We start from the raw sequence: 22724 nt of genomic DNA on the forward strand, positions 1-22724 counted from the left end.
ATAAGCAAAAAGGCTGCCACCTTTGCAGGGAGCAGGCTTTTTCTGTATGTTATGGCAAGGAAGGACGTATGCTTCAGGGTAAAGATTCATCCTTCACTTGCGGGCATATCTTTACTCCTCTTCCGTGCGCAGGTCCCTTACCTTCTTGCCGAGAGTGATGTAAGCCACCGGTGCGGCAATGAAGATGGATGACAATGTACCGAACACAACGCCGAGAATCATCGCGAATGAGAAGCTGCGGATGCTGTCACCGCCGAGGATGAAGATACAGAGCAGCACGATGAGTGTGGAGAGTGATGTGTTGATTGTACGTGCGAGAGTCTGGTTGATAGAAGAGTTGAATGTCTTCTGCAGGTCAGCCTTAGGGTGCAATCCGAGGTTTTCGCGGATACGGTCGAACACAACCACCTTGTCGTTGATGGAGTAACCAATCACGGTAAGTATGGCGCCGATGAACGTCTGGTCAATCTCGAGGGAGAACGGCAGTATGCCGTAGAACACAGAGTAGCAGCCGATAACCACGACAGTGTCGATGGCAAGGGCCACAATGGAGCCGACAGAGAATGCCATGTTGCGGAAACGCACAAGGATGTAGATGAAGATTGCTACGAGGGCAACGAGCACGGAGATGATGGCTCCATAGGTGATGTCCTTCGCAACAGAAGGTCCTACCTTTGCAGAAGAGATTATAGAGCCGCCTTCACGTATGTCCGGATTCTTAAACGCCTCAACATTAGCCTGGTTCACGAAGCCTGCCTTCTTCAGAGCGTTGTAGAGCTTTGTCTCGCACTCGTCATCGACAGCCGGATTGTTGGACTCAATCTTGTAGTTTGTAGAAACACGGAGAGTCTTTCCGTCAGTACCGATGGCAAGGGCGGAGGTGTTTGCTCCCTCGAATTCCGCTGCAAGGATCGGGCGCACACTCTCAGGCTCTACAGCCTTTTCGAATGCCACCACATAGTTGCGTCCGCCTGTGAAATCGATAGACTGTGACAGACCGCGCACGAAGAATGAAACAATGAACACTGCAACGAACACTCCGTAGACAACGAATGTCTTCTTGCACATTGAGATGAAGTGGATGTTTGTGTTCTGAAGCATGTTCTTGCTTATGCCTGTTGAGAAGGTCAGACCGAGCCACTTGTTCTTTGCAAGACGGTTCTCATAAATCAGGCGTGTGAGGAACACTGCCGTGAAGAATGAGCAGACGATACCTATGATCCATGTTGTGGCGAAGCCCTTGATAGGACCTGTACCGATTGTGAGGAGGATTACACCTGTTATGATAGATGTGAGGTTAGAGTCGAAGATAGCGGAGAAGGCGTTGCTGTAACCGGCCTTGAGCGCTTCCTTGATTCCGAGACCACGCTTCATTTCTTCCTTGATACGCTCGTAGATGAGCACGTTAGCGTCCACCGCCGTTCCGAGTGTCAGCACGATACCTGCAATACCAGGCATTGTCAATGCAGACTGGAAGGATGCGAGGATACCTCCTGTGAAGAAGAGGTTGATGATGAGAGCTCCGTCAGCCATTGCGCCTGGGATGAAGCCGTACATCATAATCATGTAGAGGCAGAGGAGCACAAATGCGATGACGAATGATGTCAGACCCTGCTGGATGGACTGCGCACCGAGTGTAGGACCTACGACCTCTTCCTGTACGATACGTGCAGGAGCAGGCATACGACCTGACTTGAGTGTGTTTGCCAAGTCCTTTGTGTCCTCGATGGTGAAGCTGCCGGAAATCTGTGAGTTGCCGCCGGCAATCTCACCGTTTACGCGTGGAGCGGAGTACACAACGCCGTCAAGCACGATGGCGACAGCCTTGCCTACGTTAGCCTTTGTGAGCTGTGCCCACAGGCGTGCGCCCTCGGAGTTCATCTGCATTGACACACATGGGCGTCCGTACTGGTCGAAATCGTCCTTTGCGTCAACGATGACATCACCCTCAAGCGGTGCGCGTCCGTTGGATGTTGTGACCTTCAGGGCGTGGAGCTCGTAGATGTTCTTAGCCTGAATGCCGTCAGCAGGCTTTGCAGACCAAAGAAGTTTCACGTCGGAAGGGATAATCTGCTTTGCCTCAGGAGAGTTGAGGAGCTGTGCGATGTATGCTGTATCACGTGCGTTTGCGTAACCTACAACGGAGAGGCTCTGGCCTCCTGTCGGCTGGAAGACAGCGAAGAGAGGATTCTTTTTCTTAGCCTCAGCGATGAGTTTGTCAGTGTTCTTTGCGCTGTTGGCAGCCACTCCCGCATCAGCCTTTGCCTCGTTCTTCTTCAACTGGAACTTAGGCTGGGCTTCAGGAGCCTTTGTTGTGTCCTCGGCAACCTCTGCCTTGGCAACAACTTCCTGAGTAGCTGTTGTGTCAGCAGCAGTCTCGCCATTGGCGATACGCTGGTCAAGCTGCTGGAGATAAGGAAGGACTTCTGCAGCGTTGTATGTCTCCCAGAACTCAAGGTTTGCAGACCCCTGGAGGAGTTTGCGGACACGCTCAGGCTCACGAACGCCCGGCATCTCGACCATGATACGTCCGTCCTGACCTTCAAGTTTCTGGATGTTAGGCTGTACGACACCGAACTTGTCGATACGGTTGCGCACAACGTTGAATGAGTTGTCAATGGCAGACTGCACTTCCGCACGGAGTGCGTTCTCAACCTCTGCGTCAGTAGACTGTGTGGAGACTTTTCCCTTCAGCTGCTGTGTGGCGAACACCTCTGCGAGGCGGTGGCCAGGAGCTGCCTTGTGGTAAGCGTTGATGAAGAGGGTGATGAAGTCAGACTGGCTTGTCTCCTCTTCTTTCTTTGCCTCTTCAAGAGCTTTTCTGTAGGCTGCGTCAGACTTGTGGTCGGCGAGCACGTCGATAACGTCAGGAACACTGATTTCGAGAATCACGTTCATACCACCCTTAAGGTCAAGACCGAGACCGATTTGTGTCTCGAGACACTTCTGGTAGGTGTAGACGCCAAGGTACTTCACAGAGTCCTTGTAGTCCTGCTGGGCGATAGGGTCTTCTATCTCGCTTGCCTTGCTGTCATAGTAGCTTGTAGCCACCGAGAAGGAAAGGTAGAAGATACTTGCCAGAGTCAGAAGGACCGCTGTAACAATTACAATTCCTTTGTTTTGCATTTTTTTATTTATTTTTTGTTATTTATTTTCGTGCTTGCCATGTCTGCATGCGTCCCTGTTAAGGTATGGAGCCAATGGGGGCTATACACAATACGCGTGCAAAGTTAATTAATTTTATCCAAATAAAAGAAAAAAGTCGGTTATTTTTTCAAAAACGTGGCAAAACCTGTGTTTTGTCGGCAACAATTACATGGTTCATGGCATTTCAAAGGCACTTGTCTACCGGCATGGCTGCAAGAAAAACAATGCCGCACATGTGGGGCAAGCCTCATTTTCCCCTCATGTACGGCATTGTCCTATTTGCCTGAGCCTTTCAGCTTTATGTGGCTGAAGATAGGATAATGGTCGGAATGCTTGACGGAATTATCCACCACACAGTCATATATGTCCCAATGGTCATTGCACATTATATTATCTATGCGCACATGCATGGAGTAGTAATGCATGGAGAAACCTGCCCAATGCCCCGTCTCACGGTAACAGTCGTTAAGGTTCTTCGCTATGGTGTTGTGCACGTAAGACAGCGGATGGTCATTGATGTCGCCACAGAAGATGACCGGTGTGTCACGGTTCTCCCGCACATAGCTGTCTATCACCCTTGCCTGGGCTGCCCTTTTCGCTGCCGAATGGGCAAGTTTGGAGAGCAAATCCTTTGAGTCCTCTTTAATTCCCTTTCGGTTTGTGCCGCCGTGAACCATTTTGCTGAACTTGTTCTTGTCCTCCACGGAGAAGCCTACTGTCTCAAGATGCGCATTGATGACTTTAACTTCCTGATTGCCTATCTCAACCGTGAAAACTCCGGCAAGGTTGTTTTCCGACACGATAGGCAGCATTTCCTTCGCCTTTATCGGGAATTTGCTGTACATGGCAATGGTGCTGCTCCCACTGGAACCGTTATTCATGGAATCATGGTACGGATATTCGCGACGCATCTCCTGCCACAAAGAATCCTGTCCGGGGACATCGGAGAATTCCTGTATGCACACGATGTCCGCTCCCGACCGGGCTATGTATTCGAGTATAGGGTTCGGTTCATCCTCCGGAATGTTTGTCTTGTTGAAATTGAAGACGTTGAACGACAGCACTTTTATGGCGTCCTCCGGCACTTCCTTGTACATGTTCAAAGGAAAATACGTCATCACCGGCGAATAGGCAAGCAGGAATCCCAATGCAGGGACATACACCTTCTGCCAGTCAACGGACAGCCATACCGCCACAAAGAGGGCGTTGGCAAGCAGGAACGCTGGGAATGCGAACCCGATAAGGTGGAGACGGGTGAACCTCTCCGGGTTGAGGTATCCTGAGAATCCTGTCGCAAGCAGCATTGCAATGACAATGATGTTGGCGACAAGAAGCATGTTTACTATTGTCATTTTCATGTCTCTATCCTGAAAAATCTGTTTTTCCTGTATTCCGGCAGTGTCATTTCCTGTCGAAAAGTTTCTTGCGCTCCTCCGTCGTAAGGGAGTCATAGCCCGAACGCTTGATTTTGTCGAGGATGCGATCTATCTCAGCCTGGCGCCTGCGCTCCTCGTCATTCTTGTCCTTCGGAGTATCCTTGCGTGAGTTGTTCTCTTTCATTTTCGAGAAGAATCCCTTGACTTTGTCGAAGAAACTGTCATTTTCCCTTATTTCATATCCGTCCCATCCCTGGAACCGGTATTGCCTGTTGTACTGGTTCTTCCAATAGAGTATGATGAAATAACCTATCACCATGCCTCCGAGGTGTGCCACATGAGCCACATTGTCGTTGGAAGTGCCAAGCGCAGAGAACAGCTCTATCGCAGCGTATATGCAGACAAACCATTTTCCCTTGATAGGGACAGGCAGAGGGAAGATGAAGATCCGCTCTTCAGGGTATGTCATTCCGAATCCGAGGAGTATGCCGTAAACAGCTCCTGAGAAGCCCACTGTGGTCCAATTGTTCAGGAATTCCCCCATAGGCATTATCATTCCGCCGATGTTCACACTGTCATAGGCGGCAAAACCCTCCACTGCATACGAGATGAACTGTGCGCATTCCTGGAACAATCCCGCACCGATTCCGCACGCAAGGGTGTAGAAAAGGAAACGGTTCTGTCCCCATGCGTTCTCCACTGTGCATCCGAACATCCACAACGCGAACATGTTGAAGAACAGGTGAGTAACATTCGCGTGCATGAACATATATGTGAACAGCTGGTAAATGGCGAAATCCTCCGCCATGACGAAATGCAGTCCGAAGATGTCATTAAGGTCTATGCCCCTTGACCCCATGACAAGGTTGGCAAGGAATGCCAGTACATTGATGATGAGGAGATTCTTTGTGATAGGTGGTATCTGTCGCATGTTTTTCTGTTTTTTTGCTTGTAATGTTGTTATCTTGATTTTCCTGCTGCCTGTTTTTGCTTCAAAATGCGTTTTTTCTGCCACAATCGGCACAGTCTGAGAACATTCCGCAAGAGCGGAGCATTAACATTCCTGTCTTTTTCCTTATTCGGGCGCAAAAGTACAAAAAAAAGAGCGAAAAGCCGTAAAAACAGCCCGAAAAGCTTTTTTTTTCGTTGATTTTAATAACTTTTTTGACAAATTTGTTTGTTTTCTGAAACTAAAATACTAAATTTGCCGAATATTTTTGTCGCAAACCCCTATTTTACTTGTGTTTAAGCGATAAAGGACAGTATTAATTTAAATAAATAGCAAATTATGAACAAGACAGAATTGGTTGAGAAGGTTGCAGCAGTTGCAGGTCTCACAAAGGCAGATTCAAAGAAGGCACTTGATGCTACTCTCGACGCTATCAAGGAGGCTCTCGCGGCAAATGACAAGGTTGCTCTCGTAGGTTTCGGAACTTTCTCTGTTAACGAGCGTCCTGCTCGTGAGGGAATCAACCCTGCAACAAAGGAGAAAATCACTATTGCTGCCAAGAAGGTTGCAAAGTTCAAGGCTGGCGCAGAGCTCAATGCAGCTCTCTAATCCTTGGATTTTATCAATACAAGAGATAAATGCAAAGGCACTGTCCCATATCCCGGGGCAGTGCCTTTTTGTCTTAGGATAATCATACATATCTCTGCTTTTCCACTTATTCCCGTCTGATACGTTCCCGAATATATTGGAAAACGATAAATAATGACGGAACAAGGAACAACAGAGCCAAAGTACCGACAATCATTCCACCGATTACACCTGTGGCAAGCGAACGGCTGCCATTGGCACCCACGCCGTGAGCCACCATCAGCGGTATAAGACCGAACACCATAGACAACACGGTCATCAGTATGGGGCGCAGACGGACTTTTGCCGCACTGTACGCCGACTGTGCCAGCGTCATGCCTTCCGACCGTCGCTTGCCGGCATATTCGGTAAGCAGGATTGCGGTCTTGGCAAGCAGGCCGATAATCATGATCAGTCCGGTCTGCATGTAGATGTTGTTCTCCAGACCGAAGAGCCACGCAAACAGGAAACTGCCCATCAGTCCGCAAGGCACAGACAACAGAACCGCGAAAGGAATAAACACGCTCTCATACAAGGCGCACAGAATCAGATAGACCAGAACCATGCAGAGCAGGAATATAAGCGTGGCATTATTGGTTGTCTTGCTTTCCTCACGCGAGATACCGCCGAACTCGTAGGTGTAATTTGCCGGAAGAACTTCACGTGCCGTCTCACCGATGGCTTCGAGCACCTGCCCCGAACTGTACCCCTGAGCCGGGGAACCGCTAATCGAGATGGCATTGAACAGGTTGAAGCGGGTGAGGTCTGACGGTCCATTGGTTTTGGTCAGACGCACGAACCGGCTCAAAGGCGACATACCGCCATCAGAGGTACATACATAAATATGGTGAAGGGATTCCGCATTCACACGGTATTCCGCCGGAGCCTGCATGGTGACGTGGTAGAGCTTGGAGAACCGGTTGAAGTCGGAAACATATTGTCCGGTATAATAGCCCGACAAGGTGGAAAGCACATCTGCGGGCGACACACCCGACTGTTCGCATTTCGCGGCATCAATATCCACCCAGTATTGCGGATAGTCCGTGGCAAAGGAGGAATAGACTTCGCCGATTTCGGGTCGTTGCGATAAGGCTTCGACAAACTTATCCGCCTCTTCCTTAAAAGCGGTGATGTTTCCGCCCGCCTTGTCCTGCAAATAAAATTCGAAACCGTTTCCCATGCCATATCCGGCAATCATCGGGGGCGACATGGCGAACACTGTGGCATCGGGAATGTCCGAGGTGGCGGCATAAATCTTTCCGATAACGTCATTGACCGACTGCCCCTCTCCCTTGCGCAGCTCCCAGTCTTTGAGCGTTACGAAATACATCGCCTGTGAGGGACCGGAACCGCTGAAAGAGAAACCGGCGACCGCACCGCTGTATTCAATCTCATTGATACTGTCGAGACGGCTGTTGATACGCTCCATCACCTTACTTGTCTGAGCCATTGACGTGCCGGGCTTCGTGTTCATGCTCACCATGACCGTCCCGGTATCCTCTTCAGGAATAAGTCCCGTCTTTGTGACATTGACCAGCAGCACCAGCAACCCGAAAGAGACGCCTATAATGCTCCACAACAGCCACCGACGGTGGATAATGAACATCACCCCACGTACATAGCGTCGGCTCAGACGGTCAAAAACAGCATTGAACGCTTTTCGGAAACGGGCTGCAAAATTGTTCTTGGTGTTGCCGTGCTCGTCAATATAGGGTTTCAGCAGCAGCGCGCAGAGTGCCGGTGAGAGTGTGAAGGCATTGATTGCCGAGATACCCACGGCAACAGCCATCGTGATACCGAACTGCGCGTAGAACGCTCCCGAAGTCCCGCCCATCATGGCAACGGGGAAAAACACTGCCATAAAGATGATGGTAGAGGTAAGTATTGCCGAAGATACCCCCTTCATGGCATCATCGGCCGCGAGAACTGCTGATTGATAGCCCTCATCAAACTTCGCCTGCACCGCTTCCACCACTACAATGGCATCATCGACCACGGTTCCGATGGCAAGCACAAGCGCGAACAGGGTGAGCAGGTTGATGGAGAATCCTATCATGGACATCACGGCAAATGTGCCGATGATGGAAACGAAGATGGATATGGTAGGGATAAGCGTTGATTTGATATCCTGCAAGAACACATACACCACTACGATAACCAAAAGTATCGCTTCCAGCAAGGTACGGAGGACCGAATGAATGGAGGCATACAGGAACTTGTTGGTATCGGTAAGCACCACGAATTCCGTCCCTTCGGGCAAGTCCCGGCTAAGGTCGTCAAGCACTTCATGAATCTCCTTGATGGTGCTCGAAGCATTGGAACCGGCTTTCTGGTTGATGAGCATCATGGCTGCCGGATGCCCGTTCACCTCGGAGGAGTAATTGTAGTATTCATCACCCAGTTCCACATCGGCAACCTCTTTCAACCGTAGCACATTGCCGCCCGGAAGTGACTTGATGACCAACTCACCGAACTCTTCCGCACCGGACAAACGCCCGCGGTATTTCATCGTGTATTCATTGGCGGTAGGATGATTGGCACCGAAGGAACCGGTGGCGGCCTCGATGTTCTGCCGTGCGAGCACGGCGGATATGTCATCGGGAATAAGCCCGTATTGCGCCATCTTGTCGGGTTTTAGCCAAAGTCGCATGCTGTAGTTGGAACCGAACAACTGCGCCTTTCCCACGCCACTGATACGTTTCAGCCTCGGCTCGACATTGATTTTCACGTAATTGTTCAAAAAAGTCTGGTCGAAGCGGTCATCGGGCGAATAGAGCGCGAAAGTCATCAGTTCGGCGTTCTGCTGCTTTTCGGTGGTGACACCGGTTTTGGTGGCTTCTGCCGGAAGCTGGCTCAGTGCGCCGTTCACGCGGTTCTGTACGTTTACCGCTGCCATGTCCGCGTTGGCTCCCTGTTTGAAATATATGTTTATGGAAGCATCCCCCGTATTCGATGCCGTAGAAGTCATATAGGTCATGTCCTCCACACCGTTGATGGCTTCTTCCAGAGGGGTTATCACTGCCTTTTGCACGGTTTCGGCGTTTGCACCCGGATAGGTTGCAAATACGTTGATGGTCGGAGGTGCGATGTCGGGGTATTGTTCCACCGGCAGGGAAAACATGGAAATCATGCCCAACAGTACGATTACCACCGAGATAACGCCCGAAAACACCGGGCGGTCTATAAAAAATCGCAGGTTCATTTCGTTTCGTTTTTAGGGGTTATGCTCATACCTTCTTTCACCAGTCCCACACCTTCGGCGATAATGGTGTCACCGACCGAGAGTCCGTCTCTTACGATAAACCGGTTGCCGTCATTCAGGCGGTCCACCGTGAGATAGGCGGCTTCCGCCTGTCCGTTTTTCAGGCGGTAAGCGATAATCTTGTCTTGCAGTTCCACGGTGGCGGTCATAGGGATGGTTACGGCCTCCGTTTTCGGATTCCGGATTATGACATTACCGATAGTTCCGCTCAGCAACTCACGGTCAGGATTAGGGAACAAAGCCTTAATCTGCACCGCTCCTGTAACATGGTCCACCACTCCGCTTACGGTTTCAATATGCCCCTTCCTCTTGTACATGCTGCCATCGTTAAGTTGCAGGCTGACTTCCGGCATTCCGGCAATCATCCTTTCGATTGAGCCATAATGTGCCGAAAGACGCCGCAGCATATTCTCCGAAATGGAGAAATAGGCATACATCTCCGCATTGTCGGACACCACCGTGAAAGGCTTGTCCATACCGGGACTGACAAGCGCACCGATACGGTATGGCAATGTGCCCACCACTCCGGCACTCGGACTCCTGATTTCTGTATAGGAAAGGTTGTTGCGTGCATCCGTCTCCTGCGCCTTTGCCTGGTCGAGTTCGGCAAGTGCCACAGCAAGCGTGTTTTTGGCAAGCAGCAGGTCATAATCGGATATTATGTTCCCATCAAACAACGCCTGCTTGCCACGCAGCTCTACCCGTGCCGTTTCAACCTTCGCCCGTGCCGCACGGACATTTGCCGAAGCCGTACGCAATGCAGCCTTATAGGGCACTTGGTCAATCACCGCCAGCACTTGTCCGGTCTTCACCTGCCCACCCTCTTTCACGCACAATCGGATTATGCGTCCGGATATTTGCGGCATGATGTCCACATCCTGCCGTCCGCGTATGGCGGCGGAATAGGACTCGGAGATGTCCACCGGACTTGACGACACTTTCATGACCCGATAATTCTGTGCCTCATCCTGCTTCTCGTCCGTCTGTTTGCATCCGGCAAGCAGAAGCAGCAGAACAGCAAAAGCGGCAAAATTAGTAACAACTAATCTCATATTTTCTTCTTGTTTAGCATTAATTCATGGTAGGTTCTGCACGTTTTCTTCGACAGAGACGCTTGTTTTCTTTCGGGATGCAAAGTTACCTCCATATAAAAACCCTTGCAATCCTATAAGTCCCGAAACAGCAAAATCAGTGCCCGAACCGTCCAAATCGGCAGTTCATGAAACAACAAGCCTATCCACAAAGTGCCATTTTTTCAAACGAGGAAAAAGTCATGCACCGTTCGCTTCAACGCTCATTTTCATCACTTTGGTTGCCATTTTGTCCGTTTTAGCCGCTCCATTCATGCCAATTAAAGAAGAAAAGCCGTATCTTTGCAAAAGATAAGCTGCATGACATTCAAGCTAATTTGAACATTTTGCTACCTCTCTGCATCATCTTTGTGGAATATTAAGTAACTTTGCAACCGATATACCAAAAGAAAACATGAAAATAATGAATTGGAAGAACGGTCTGTTGTTATCGACCGTTTCCTATATGCTCTACCTCATTCTGTGGTTTATACTCGATGATGAAACCGCCGGTCAATTGCCGGAGATGGCAATAGCCGATTATATCATCGATTATCTGTTGTGTATGCTATTTACCTACATCTCTTTAGGATTTTCCTTTTTGGTCTTTAGAATATTGCCATTCAAAACATCCTACGTGTGGGTGATTGTTTATGCATCCTGCCTTTTTACCTTGAACAACGTTGTCGCATTCGGCATGATTTCTTTGTTCAATTTCTTATGGGGTGAAAACGGGAACGGGCTTCTTGACGAACTCCTCAATATGAAAGGCGCATATACTTTTGCCATGATTTCCACATTCTTGTCGAGTGTCTATGCCAACACGTTTTATCTTCAGTCTTACATCAAGGCACGCGACGAGAAACAGACACTTGAAATGGCACTGATGAAAGAAAAGGAGATAGCCTTGCAGTCGCAGCTCAATTCCCTGAAACTGCAAATCAATCCGCATTTCATGTTCAACAACTTCAACAACCTGCTGGAGCTGATTGAGGAGGATAGCGGACTTGCCGGAAAATTCCTGAGCCATCTGTCGAAAGTGTATAGATACATCATCACCAATCTGGACAGGAATCTGATACCTGTCGCGGACGAAATCAGGTTTCTCGATTCATATTTGTACTTGATGAAAGTGCGCCACGACGAAGGAATCATTGCAAAAATAAGTCCGGAAGTCAGACAATGCAAAGGTTTTCTTCCTCCGGCTGTATTGCAGCTTCTTGTGGAAAACGCAATAAAGCACAACAGCTTTTCATCTGAACATCCGCTGGTCATCGACATAAAGTTGTCCGATGATTACATAACCGTCTGCAACCTGAAACTACCTTTGATGTCCCCAATCGAATCAACCGGTTTAGGACTTAAAAATATCACAGAACGATATGCGTTGCTTTGTGATAAAAAGGTCAAGATAGAGAATGCCGAAAACTTCTATTCGGTAAGTCTGCCCATCATAAAAAACATCAACCCTTATGAAAATACTGATTCTTGAAGACGAACAGCGCAATGCCAAACGTCTCATAAGACTGCTGAACGACATAGACAGAACGTTTGTTATCGAAGGTCCGCTTGCCAGCATCAAAGAGACAGTCGAATTCTTTCAATCCGGCAAAACCACAGACCTCATCCTTGCGGATATCCGTCTGACTGACGGTTTGAGTTTCGAGGCTCTTAAACATGCCCCGGCAACCGTACCCATCATATTTACCACTGCATACGATGAATATGCGGTACAGGCATTCAAGTTCAACAGTTTCGACTATCTTCTGAAACCGTTGGACCCGGATGAACTTGAAACGGCCATTGACAAGGCAGCCAAAGCCGGTAAGAATTTTACCGATGAAAACCTGCAACAGCTTTTTGATGCCTTACAGAAGAACAAGTTCCGTTATCGGGAGCGTTTCTTGCTTCCTTACCGTGACGGATATAAGACCGTGCGCGTTTCGGACATCAACCACATCGAAACAGAAAACAAGACGGTATATCTCCGTCTCAACAACGGCACTTCTGAAGTGGTCAATGTATCAATGGATGAGCTTGAACACCAACTGAATCCTGACTATTTCTTCCGGGCAAACCGCCAGTATATCATCAACGTCGAGCACATCTTGTTCCTCGGTAATTATTTCGGCGGAAAACTTATTGTCCGTTTGAAAGGCTATCCCGACACGGAAATAAAAGTGAGCAAGGAAAAGGCACAGCGGATTAAGGAGTGGATTGACAGATAGCAGAGTCTGAGGATACACTGCGTGCCACATAATACTTTTTTTTGAGATTTTCTTTCCTTTTTTGCAGGATAATTCATAAATTTTAATTACCTTTGCCACCACTAACTTACAAGGGGAAAAAGACAATGGCATCCCTGAATCAATAACCTACAACCACTAACCTAAAAACATGAGAAAAATCATCGTTACCGTTGCCCCTGTATGCCATGTGGGCAAGGAAATCCCGACAGAGTGCAAGAATCCGCTGACACCGGAAGAGATTACGGAGGACGTCGTCAACTGCTACAAGGCAGGGGCGTGCCAAGTGCATCTGCACACACGCGACCTCGAAGGCAACCCTACGTTCGAGCTTGACGTGTTCTCCAAGACCATAGGCATGATTCGCGAGCAAGCTCCGGACATCATCATCCAAGGCTCAACGGGAGGACTCTCAACGCTTTCCCTTGAGCAGCGCTGCGTGAGCCTCAACGTTCCGGAGGTGGAAATAGCATCCCTGAACATGGGTTCAGTGAACTTCGGCGAGACGGTCTATGTCAACACAAACCCTGACCTGCGCTATTGGGCACAGCGTCAGAAGGAGGCCGGCGTGGTTCCTGAAATGGAGCTGTTCGACCTTTCGCACGTGGAATGCTGCTCACGCCTTGCCGACGAGGGAGTAATACGCCGCCCTCTGCACTACAATTTCTGTGTCGGACCGGGTGCAAGCAGCAACCTTTCCGCCACAGGACGCAACCTTGCGCTACTCAATGCGCTGGCAGAACCCGGCTCATCGTGGGGCATAAACCACGACTCCATGAAGGATTTCTCTATGCTTGCCTGTGCCATCGGCATGGGAGCAAACGCCGTACGCGTGGGCTTCGAGGACAGTTTCTACTACGCACCGGGACAGCGTGCGCACACAAACGCCGAACTTGTCGAAAAACTTGTGCAGCTAATCCGCCTTATGGGCTGTGAGCCGGCTACTCCGGCAGAGGCACGCGAGATGTTGGAGATTGGCACTTACTGGGAAAAATAACGCTGTTTCCGGAGCGTATTCCCTCACCGTTCGGGGTGGTTCCGCAGTGGTGTGCACCGCAGTTGACAAGCCTGCGTGAACAGAGACATGGTATATGCCTTTGCGAAAGGTAACATTTCACCCCATAAAGTGTTACCTTTGACCATGTAAAGTGTTACCTTTTGCATGACAAAGTGTTACCTTTCACAACGGGCATGGTATGCGCAAGTCACACATAACGCATACACACCTGATTAACAGACATATACACCACCACAACAAGCTCCGTGTCTTATGGCAAAAAAGGCTGCAAATGCCACCACTGTCCGTACAGGGAAAGCTCCGGAAAGAAAAACACCTGACATCATGAGCAAGAAAAACATTATCTTGGTGCTCCTTGTAGTGCTGAGCGTTATCACATTCCTTGACCGCACATGCATCACCTTCGCCTCCATGGAAATCAAGGAGGACCTCGGCATAGACCAAAGCGGCTGGGGCTGGGTGATGAGCATCTTCACCCTCTCCTACGGCCTTATGCAGATACCTTTGGGCGCACTTGGCGACAAGGTAGGCCACCGTTGGGTGCTGGCATTGATAGTCCTCTGGTGGTCATTGTTCACAGGCTTCACCGGCATGGCAGGCGGACTGATGTCCATGCTCGCCATACGCTTCTGCTTCGGCATAGGCGAAGCGGGTGCGTCGCCATGCTCCACGAGTGTCATAAGCCGCTGGTTTGAGAAGGAGAAGGTGGGCAAGGCGCAGGGCTTCGTATGGGCTGCGACACGCCTCGGAGGAGCCGCCGCACCGTTCCTTGTCATCCCTCTTGTGGCAAACCACGGCTGGCGCTTCTCATTCTATCTGCTCGGAGGCATCGGAGCGATATGGGCGCTGGTGTGGGTCTACACCTACCGTGACAAGACTCATCCCCACCGCACCGTCCGTGAGCGTCTGCATCAGGCGAACGAGAAGGTGCATATCGGTGCGAGACAGGCTAAACAGGCAAAGAAAATCATAAAGGAGAAGCGCAAGGACATCCCTTGGCGCGACATCGCTTCCCACCGCCAGTTCTGGATCATCTGCGGCATGTACTTCTTCTACGCCTTCGGTTCGTGGTTCTTTTTCACATGGTTCCCTGAGTTCATGAAGCAGGGACGCGGCTTCGCTGCCGAAGAATTGAAGTATGCTGTGGCTATACCTTTCATTATGAGCATGTTCGGCAACATCGCCGGCGGTTACCTCACGGACAGGCTTACGGCACGTTTCGGCATAAAGGTGGGCAGGAAAGCCCTTGGCACAGTGTGCCTTGCGGTGTCTGCCGTGTGCATGGTACTCGCGGCGTTCATACCGGGAAAGATGGCGGTATTTGTGTTTCTGTCGCTCTGTTTCGGCATTTTCGACCTCATGCTCCCGTCGGCATGGGCACTGTGCATTGACATCGGCAAGCATTATGCGGGCTTTGTCTCCGGAGCGATGAACACCTTCGGCAACCTCGGCGGCTTCTGCTGCTCGCTGATGTTCGGCTATCTGCTGAAATCAACAGGCAACTACAATCTGCCGTTGTACATGATTGCCGCGATGCTTCTGCTCAGTGCGACACTCTTCGCATTCATAAACCCTTCAAAACCAATAGTCACAGAAGATGAATAAGAACACGAAAATGGTTGTCTTCGACGACGACCCGACAGGTATACAGACAGTCCACGGCTGCCTTCTCGTCACCGACTGGAGCGAGGAGAACATCATCAAGGCGATGAACGATGAGCAGCCGTTCTTCTATGTGCTCACAAACACTCGCGCACTGACAGCCTCCGAAGCGGAAAGTGTGCTTGAAAGTGCCGTGGAAGCTGTGCTGAAAGTGAACGAAAAGTCAGGTTACAGACTGATTTGCGTGTCGCGCAGCGACTCCTGTCTTCGCGGTCACTTCCCGTTGGAGACAGACATAATCCGACGGACATTGGAGAAGCACGGCATAAACGTATGGCAGCGCACACCGTTCTGCCCTGCGTTCATCGAGAGCGGAAGGGTGACAATCGAGGGCGTTCATTACATGAAAGTGCCGTCAGCCTCAGGCATGGCGGGCGAAGAGACGCTTGTCCCTGTGTCGGAAACGGAGTTTGCGCGTGACAATGTCTTTGGCTACAAGAACGCAAGGCTGACAGACTATATTATAGAAAAAGGTGGAAATCCGGACGATTACGAGATTGTCGATGCTGAAAGTTATGCGGAGCTTGACGCTTTCCGTGACAGACTGTTTGCGGAGACAAAGGACTTTGACGGTGCAGTGGTCATCCGCTCTTCGTCGTCTCTTCCACGTTCGATGTCCGGAATCAGTGACAAGCCTTATCTTTCGCGTGAGGACCTCGGCATAAAGGGTGACACTCCGGGAGTGTTCATAGTAGGCTCACATGTGAAAAAGACCACCATACAGTTGGAGAATCTGCTCACCGCCGGCACAGTCCGTGGCATAGAGCTGCCGATAGAGCGCATCTTGGATGACAAGGAAAGGCTTATGGACGAGACAATCAGCACCATGTCCGCCGTGTTCCATGACGGCAAATCGCCTGTTGTCTTCACGGCAAGGAAGGAAGTGCGCATCGATGACCCGGAGAAGCGCCAGCATCTCGGCCGGACAGTGTCGGATTTCCTTGTCGAAATCGTGCGCCGCATGCCCTTCACCCCTGCCTATCTTGTGGCGAAAGGCGGCATAACAAGCCATGACATCCTCACGAAAGGCCTTGCGATAAAAGTCGGCAGGGTCATGGGACAAGCAATCAACAGTGTCCCGTGTGTCATGGCAGAGAAGTTCGGCTACATCATTTTCCCCGGCAATGTGGGAGGAGAACAGTCCCTGCTTGACATACATGAGAAGCTCAAAGCATAAGTGTTTATGCACAAACAATCCCCACCGACAATGAAGCCGGTGGGGATTTGCCTTATTCAATAGTACTGAAAAAACGATGATATGTGCTTTATTTTCTCGTTTTATGCTTTGAATCATCTATATTTTTATTATCTTTGCAAAAGATTATTGTGATTATCTTAACATCATACAGTTATGGAACGATGGGAGCAACGATTAGGGAATTACCGCAAAGCACTAAGCAGGCTGGCGGAGATTGTGAATGAAAGCAAGTCACGGACTCTTAACGAGTTCGAGAAAGACTGTATAGTGAAACGATTTGAATTCACACATGAGACCGCATGGCGACTTATGAAATGTTATGCAGAATACCAAGGACGGCAGGACATAGGCGGTTCAAGGGATGCCACAAGACATGCTTTTGACATGGGACTCATTACTGATGCAGAGACATGGATGGACATGATAAAGTGGAGAAATGAGACTGCACATAATTATAATGGTGAGATAGCCCAAGAAGCGATAAGCCGTATAGTCAATGATTTCTTTCCATTGATGGTCGCTTTCCTGAAAAGAATGGAAAAACTCTCAACGACATCGCCAACAGATATGTTTCTCTAAAAACAGTACAAGGCTATGTATGGATTCAGTGAGCGTAACATTCTGGAGATGAACGACATATTCTCTTCTATACCGAACATCGCGGAAGTGGTGCTGTATGGTTCGAGGGCAAAAGGCAACAACCGTCAAGCCTCTGATGTGGACATAACCCTGAAAGGCGAAAACCTTACACGGCGGGACTTGCTGGAGCTGGACGACAAGCTCCATTACTCCTATCTTCCTTTTTTCTTTGACACCAGTATCTTCAATGAAATAACAAACAAAGAACTCATAGCCGACATAAACAAAGACGGCGTTACCATATATCGCAAAGGATTCTGACGACATATTGCTCCCATTTTTTATAAAAACTCTAAAGGCATTAAAGTCCCTAACAACCTTAATGCCTTTAGAAAAGCCCTTTCAAAGCCCCTCGCCCTGAGAGTATTTGATGTTTCTCGGATGACAGTTTATTATGTCCTCGCGCAGCCGTGACATATCAAGATGCGTGTAAATCTCGGTGGTGCCAATCTTTTCGTGTCCCAACATAGCTTGTATGGAACGGAGGTCGGCACCACCTTCCAACAGGCATGTGGCGAAGGAATGGCGCAGAGTGTGCGGGGAAATGGTCTTCTTTATGCCGGCTTCCACGCCGAGACGCTTTATCATTATGAGAATCATGGTGCGCGTAAGGTGAGCACCGCGACGGTTCAGGAACACGTAGTTCTGCTCGCCGGGCTTTATCTTCATCGCGTTACGGTCAATGAACCAATACCTTAGTTCCTGTATCGCACGCGGCGAGATTGGCACAAGGCGTTCCTTGTCGCCCTTTCCGATGACACGGATGAAGCCTTCGTCAAGGTAAAGATTGGACAACTGCAGGTTTACAAGTTCCGAAACGCGCAGTCCGCAAGAGAAAAGCATCTCGACAATCGCCTTGTTGCGCTGCCCCTCAGGTTGCGAAAGGTCTATGGCAGCCTCAAGCATGTCTATCTCTTCCACGCTCAGCACCTCAGGAAGATGCTCTCCCTGAGTGGGCGAATCAAGAAGTTCCGTAGGGTCCTGCACTATGAATCCGTCGAGCAAAAGGAACTTATAAAATGTCCGTATGCCACTGAGAATCCTTGATTGTGAACGCGCTGAGATGCCGAGGTCAAACAATGAGGCAAGGAAAGCCTGAAGGTCCTGCAGCGTGACCTTCAGCAACGACTTGCTTTCCGCTGCTCCTTCACCGCCTTTTTCTGACGAAATGAAAGACTGGAGTTTGTCGATATCCCTCATGTAAGCATCCATCGTATGCTCTGAATATGAACGCTCAAGACGAAGATAACGGCGGAAACGTTTCGTTATTTCTTTATTATTGTTTGCTTTTTCCATTTATTTTATTACCTTTGCAAAAAGATTATGTTACACCAGTGCTGTCATATTTGCCTTATTACCGTGATATGGCACGCGCCGAAACATAATGCAAAAATACAAAAAATAAGTCATAAAACAAACTCCGCAGATAATAAAAAAGATGAAAATCCTTATTCTTAACGGTCCAAACCTCAATCTTCTCGGTGTGCGTGAGCCGGGAATCTACGGCAGCATGTCCTTCGAAGAGTATGTCCCCAAACTCAAATCGATGTTCCCGGAGATAGAGTTGGAGTATTTCCAGAGCAACATCGAGGGCGTGATGATTGACAAAATCCAGGAGGTAGGGTTCTCCTACGACGGCATAGTGCTCAACGCCGGCGCCTACACCCATACCTCCGTAGCTCTCCACGACTGCATCCGCGCCGTGAAAACTCCCGTCATCGAGGTGCATATCTCTAATGTCCACACTCGCGAAGAGTTCCGCCACCACTCCATGATTTCCGCTGCCTGCAAGGGCGTAATATGCGGTTTCGGACTCGATTCCTATCGTCTCGCAATCTCAGCACTCGCAAATGGCTAAGTCAAAGACACAAGACCCGAACCATACGACACTTGACGGCGAGGCGGCTCTTGACAGTTACGTCATAGGACACAGTGACCCGGAACCGGAATATCTCTACCGGCTGTGGCGCGCCACTAATGTCCACATGCTCCATGGGCGTATGGCAAGTGGGCATCTGCAGGGCAGACTGTTGAAAATACTTGTGCAAATGGTCCGACCGAAGAGGGTTATCGAGGTGGGAACATTCTCCGGTTACTCCGCCTTGTGCATGGCTGAAGGGCTTGATGCGGAAGGACATCTGTGGACATTCGAGATAAACGACGAGCAGGAGGATTTCACCCGACCGTGGATAGAGCAGTCGCCGTGGGCGGACAAGGTGACGTTCATCATCGGCGATGCTGCCACAGAGGCGCAGAAAGTGGGTGAGATGTTCGACATGGCATTCATAGACGGCGACAAACGCACATACATCGAGACCTACGAAGCGTTGCTTCCGTTGATGTCACCGGGTGCGTTCATCCTTGCCGACAACACTCTTTGGGACGGCCATGTCATAGACCCGGAGTACCAACGCGACAGACAGACGCAGGGCATCCGCGCCTTCAACGACCACATAGCGGCAGACAACAGGGTAACACGCGTCATCCTTCCTCTGCGCGACGGTCTTACAATAATCCGCAAGAACCTATAATTCCGACAGTATTGTCAGTATTGTCAATTCTGTCAGTACTGACAATACTGACCCCAAAACCTTATAACCCAACAACCCATGCGAACAGCAATCATCGGAGCCGGTGCAGCCGGCTGCTTCTGTGCGATAACCCTCAAGCGAAGGTTTCCCGACTCTGAAGTGTGCGTTTACGAAAGCGGCACACGCCCATTGGCGAAGGTTGCCATAACGGGCGGTGGCAGATGCAACCTCACAAACTCTTTCAACGCTGTGCGGAGCATAGAGAGCGTGTACCCTCGCGGTGCACGACTCATGAAGAGAGCCTTGAAAACATTCTCGCACAACGCCACGATGCAATGGTTCGAGGATGAGGGAGTGCGCCTTGTCGTGCAGGAGGACAACTGCGTTTTCCCTGCCTCTCAGGACGCAATGGAGATTGTCCTGACGCTCACAAGGCTTATGGAAAACCTCGGAGTGAAGCTGATTCTAAACCACAGAGTCACTGATTTGCAAGATATTATGTCAGACTACGACAACGTTGTCGTGACGACAGGCGGCGCTCCGAAGCCTTCCGGACTCTCCTTTCTTGACTCCCTCGAACTCGAAAGGGTAGCTCCCGTGCCGGCATTGTTCACGTTCAACGTCAACGACAAGGCACTGCACGAACTCATGGGAACGGTCGTCGAGCATGCCACATGCAAACTCTGCGGCACAAAACTCCAGTCTTCAGGTCCTTTGCTCATAACCCATTGGGGACTTTCCGGCCCTGCCATACTGCGCCTTTCGTCCTACAGTGCGCGACTTCTTGCCGAGAAAGACTACGAGGCGGATGTCTGCATCGGCTGGCTTGGCGAGCAGAAAGAGCAGGAGACTGTGGCAGAACTGCACAACTACCGTGACAACAACCGCCAAAAACAGCTGTCAAGCGTCTACCCGGCCGCATTGAACCAACGCCTGTGGTGCTACCTTCTGCAGCGTGCAGGGCTTTCCCCGACAAAGAAATGGATGGAAATCGGCGACAAGCAGCTTAACCGTCTCGCCACCGTACTGACAAGCGACACGCACCACATAGCAGGGCGTGGCACGTTCAAGGAGGAGTTTGTCACCTGCGGAGGCATAGCCCTGAGCAACATAAAACCCGGCACTCTTGAATCACGCCGCTACCCCGGACTCTACTTTGCAGGGGAAGTCCTTGATGTGGACGCTGTCACTGGAGGCTTCAACCTTCAGGCTGCATGGACAATGGGCTATATTGTCGCCAACAGTATCGGCAGGGAAAACACAGAAAAACAAGCCTGACAACAGCACAAAGCCGGCAATATAATCATAACAAACAACAAACATTATACAGAAAAAGATGAACAGCAATTCAGTAAAAGGATTCCTTGTCATCGCCGCAATGTCCGTTGCGGCATGGTACATCGCCACACTTCCGGCAGTAAAGGCACTGTCTTTCAGTTCCTTGATTATAGGCATACTCATCGGTATGGTCTACGCCAACACACTAAGGAACAGGCAACCGAAGGAGTGGGACGGCGGAATAAAGTTCTGCTCCAAACGTATGCTGCGCCTGGGCATCATCCTCTACGGCTTCCGCCTGACATTCCAGGATGTCATCGCCGTCGGACCGAAGGCCGTCCTGATAGACTGCATCGTGGTCATCATGACCATCCTCCTCGGCGTATGGCTCGGACGGCGGCTCGGCATTGACCGCGAGACAACCCTCATGACGTCCACCGGCTCCGCCATCTGTGGCGCGGCGGCAGTCCTCGGTGCGGAATCCATCGTCAAAGGCAAGCCCCACCAGACAGCGGTGGCAGTCAGCACGGTGGTCATCTTCGGCACATTGTCCATGTTCCTCTATCCTATCATGTACCGCAGCGGCCTCGCCGACCTCCTCACCCCTCAGCAAATGGGCATCTACACAGGTTCGACGCTCCACGAAGTGGCACACGTTGTTGGTGCCGGCAATGCCATGGGCGACCAAATAGCGACAGACTCCCTCATCGTGAAAATGGTGCGCGTCATGCTCCTTGTACCTGTCCTCATCGCCATGTCGTGGCTTCTGAGGAAAAAGGACAGCGGGAAAAGCGGCACAAACGGCTGCGAAAAGAAGAAAAACAAGATAAACATCCCTTGGTTCGCCTTCGTCTTCCTGCTTATGATAGGTGTCAACAGCGGTCTTCACGCCATGTTCGGCGACCGGCAATGGCTCACCGACAGCCTGAAAATAGTGGAGATTGTCTCCACCTTCATGCTCACACTCGCCATGACAGCCCTCGGCAGCGACACATGCATCGACAAGTTCAAGCAGGCGGGAGCGAAACCGTTCTACCTTGCCGGCGTGCTTTACGTATGGCTTGTCATCGGCGGTTTCTTCCTCGTGAAGTGCCTTGCATAAGCAAAAAAAAACGTCAATCGTCAGACAGATGAAAAGAATTTTCTCACTAATCCTCATCTTCACACTCCACCTTTCGACACTTTCCACCACGGCAAGCGCCGATGAACGCCTGTTCCACATCGCACGAAGCCTTAATCCGAACTGGGTCTGCTACGACGCAAGGGTGAAGAACGGCAAGCTCAACATGGACGACCCGGTGCATGTCTATTGGCACAACAACTCCGACAACCCGGGACATGAGAACGAACTTTCATATTTCCAGCGCAAGATGGCGTACGGAGTGAAAGTGCTGAACCGCGGCAATCAGGAGGCGGAAGTGCGCCTTACCGCCTACAAGAAGCGCAACCTGCAGATATGCAAGCACAAAGGCAAATGGGTGGCGCTGTGCACAATCAACGGCAGGCGGTGCATCCTGAAGGAAATCTATGTGCAGCTGAAACCGAAGAATCCTCTCAGTGTCGTCTATTTCCAACTATCGGGCATCGCTGCAAACGACGGCTCCAGGCAGGCGGAGAAGATATACAACAAATAGTATCGTATCTGTTTGGCAAAGTATTGGTTTTCAATATTATATAAAAAGGTAATCTTTCGTGTGACGAAAGGTTACCTTTTATGCTGT

Annotated in this window: 19 protein-coding genes; 13 read left to right on the forward strand and 6 right to left on the reverse strand. The window is 50.2% G+C overall.

The genetic code is table 11. The features are described from left to right. Positions 1-111: 111 nt before the first annotated feature. The 3 genes from secDF to HPS57_RS09985 form a co-directional block, all read right to left on the reverse strand. A complete protein-coding gene (gene secDF, locus HPS57_RS09975) occupies positions 112-3126 on the reverse strand; it encodes a protein translocase subunit SecDF (RefSeq protein WP_172182687.1) in 3015 nt (1004 codons plus the stop codon). A 296-nt stretch (positions 3127-3422) separates the two neighbouring features. Next, positions 3423-4499, reverse strand: a complete 1077-nt coding sequence (locus tag HPS57_RS09980) for an endonuclease/exonuclease/phosphatase family protein (RefSeq protein WP_172182689.1) — start codon at positions 4497-4499, stop codon at positions 3423-3425. Between the two features lie 49 nt (positions 4500-4548). Next, complete coding sequence (locus HPS57_RS09985; protein ID WP_172182691.1) at positions 4549-5454, reverse strand: rhomboid family intramembrane serine protease; 906 nt, start codon at positions 5452-5454, stop codon at positions 4549-4551. A 357-nt stretch (positions 5455-5811) separates the two neighbouring features. Here HPS57_RS09985 and HPS57_RS09990 point away from each other — a divergent pair, with 357 nt between their 5' ends. After that, on the forward strand, positions 5812-6081 hold the full coding sequence (locus HPS57_RS09990; protein WP_172182693.1) for an HU family DNA-binding protein: 270 nt from the start codon (positions 5812-5814) through the stop codon (positions 6079-6081). Between the two features lie 106 nt (positions 6082-6187). Here HPS57_RS09990 and HPS57_RS09995 read toward each other — a convergent pair whose 3' ends face one another. Next, a complete protein-coding gene (locus HPS57_RS09995; protein WP_172182695.1) occupies positions 6188-9301 on the reverse strand; it encodes an efflux RND transporter permease subunit in 3114 nt (1037 codons plus the stop codon). Then, positions 9298-10413, reverse strand: a complete 1116-nt coding sequence (locus HPS57_RS10000; RefSeq protein WP_172182697.1) for an efflux RND transporter periplasmic adaptor subunit — start codon at positions 10411-10413, stop codon at positions 9298-9300. The genes HPS57_RS09995 and HPS57_RS10000 overlap by 4 nt, the downstream gene beginning before the upstream one ends. A gap of 433 nt (positions 10414-10846) precedes the next feature. Here HPS57_RS10000 and HPS57_RS10005 point away from each other — a divergent pair, with 433 nt between their 5' ends. From HPS57_RS10005 to HPS57_RS10035, 7 genes are all read left to right on the forward strand, one after another. Then, positions 10847-11923 carry a sensor histidine kinase gene (locus tag HPS57_RS10005; RefSeq protein ID WP_216653400.1) on the forward strand — a complete coding sequence of 359 codons (1077 nt, stop codon included), beginning with the start codon at positions 10847-10849 and terminating at the stop codon, positions 11921-11923. Then, positions 11904-12659 (forward strand): LytR/AlgR family response regulator transcription factor, encoded by a 756-nt coding sequence (locus HPS57_RS10010; protein ID WP_172182699.1) that lies wholly within the window; start codon positions 11904-11906, stop codon positions 12657-12659. Before HPS57_RS10005 ends, HPS57_RS10010 begins: the two co-directional genes overlap by 20 nt. A 169-nt stretch (positions 12660-12828) precedes the next feature. Beyond that, positions 12829-13674 (forward strand): beta-keto acid cleavage family enzyme, encoded by an 846-nt coding sequence (locus tag HPS57_RS10015; RefSeq protein ID WP_172182701.1) that lies wholly within the window; start codon positions 12829-12831, stop codon positions 13672-13674. 273 nt (positions 13675-13947) lie between these two features. Next, positions 13948-15300 (forward strand): MFS transporter, encoded by a 1353-nt coding sequence (locus tag HPS57_RS10020; RefSeq protein WP_172182703.1) that lies wholly within the window; start codon positions 13948-13950, stop codon positions 15298-15300. Next, positions 15293-16534: a four-carbon acid sugar kinase family protein gene (locus HPS57_RS10025; RefSeq protein ID WP_172182704.1), complete on the forward strand. Its 1242-nt coding sequence runs from the start codon at positions 15293-15295 to the stop codon at positions 16532-16534. The genes HPS57_RS10020 and HPS57_RS10025 overlap by 8 nt, the downstream gene beginning before the upstream one ends. A gap of 174 nt (positions 16535-16708) precedes the next feature. After that, entirely contained in the window at positions 16709-17134 is a 426-nt protein-coding gene (locus HPS57_RS10030; protein ID WP_172182705.1) for a nucleotidyltransferase substrate binding protein, read from the forward strand. A 15-nt stretch (positions 17135-17149) separates the two neighbouring features. Then, positions 17150-17455: a nucleotidyltransferase domain-containing protein gene (locus HPS57_RS10035; RefSeq protein ID WP_172182706.1), complete on the forward strand. Its 306-nt coding sequence runs from the start codon at positions 17150-17152 to the stop codon at positions 17453-17455. An 81-nt stretch (positions 17456-17536) separates the two neighbouring features. Here HPS57_RS10035 and HPS57_RS10040 read toward each other — a convergent pair whose 3' ends face one another. Next, entirely contained in the window at positions 17537-18490 is a 954-nt protein-coding gene (locus tag HPS57_RS10040; protein WP_172182707.1) for a site-specific tyrosine recombinase, read from the reverse strand. Positions 18491-18632: 142 nt separating this feature from the next. Here HPS57_RS10040 and aroQ point away from each other — a divergent pair, with 142 nt between their 5' ends. The 5 genes from aroQ (at position 18633) to HPS57_RS10065 (ending at position 22637) form a co-directional block, all read left to right on the forward strand. Beyond that, positions 18633-19052 (forward strand): type II 3-dehydroquinate dehydratase, encoded by a 420-nt coding sequence (gene aroQ, locus HPS57_RS10045; protein ID WP_172182708.1) that lies wholly within the window; start codon positions 18633-18635, stop codon positions 19050-19052. Then, positions 19045-19725 carry an O-methyltransferase gene (locus tag HPS57_RS10050; protein WP_172182709.1) on the forward strand — a complete coding sequence of 227 codons (681 nt, stop codon included), beginning with the start codon at positions 19045-19047 and terminating at the stop codon, positions 19723-19725. The genes aroQ and HPS57_RS10050 overlap by 8 nt, the downstream gene beginning before the upstream one ends. 78 nt (positions 19726-19803) lie before the next feature. After that, entirely contained in the window at positions 19804-21003 is a 1200-nt protein-coding gene (locus HPS57_RS10055) for a BaiN/RdsA family NAD(P)/FAD-dependent oxidoreductase (RefSeq protein WP_172182710.1), read from the forward strand. A gap of 58 nt (positions 21004-21061) precedes the next feature. Then, a complete protein-coding gene (locus HPS57_RS10060) occupies positions 21062-22105 on the forward strand; it encodes a YeiH family protein (protein WP_172182711.1) in 1044 nt (347 codons plus the stop codon). A 28-nt stretch (positions 22106-22133) separates the two neighbouring features. Further along, a complete protein-coding gene (locus tag HPS57_RS10065) occupies positions 22134-22637 on the forward strand; it encodes a DUF4833 domain-containing protein (protein ID WP_172182713.1) in 504 nt (167 codons plus the stop codon). The last annotated feature ends 87 nt before the right edge of the window (positions 22638-22724 follow it).

Source organism: Palleniella intestinalis, from assembly GCF_013166595.1.
GTDB lineage: Bacteria > Bacteroidota > Bacteroidia > Bacteroidales > Bacteroidaceae > Prevotella > Prevotella intestinalis.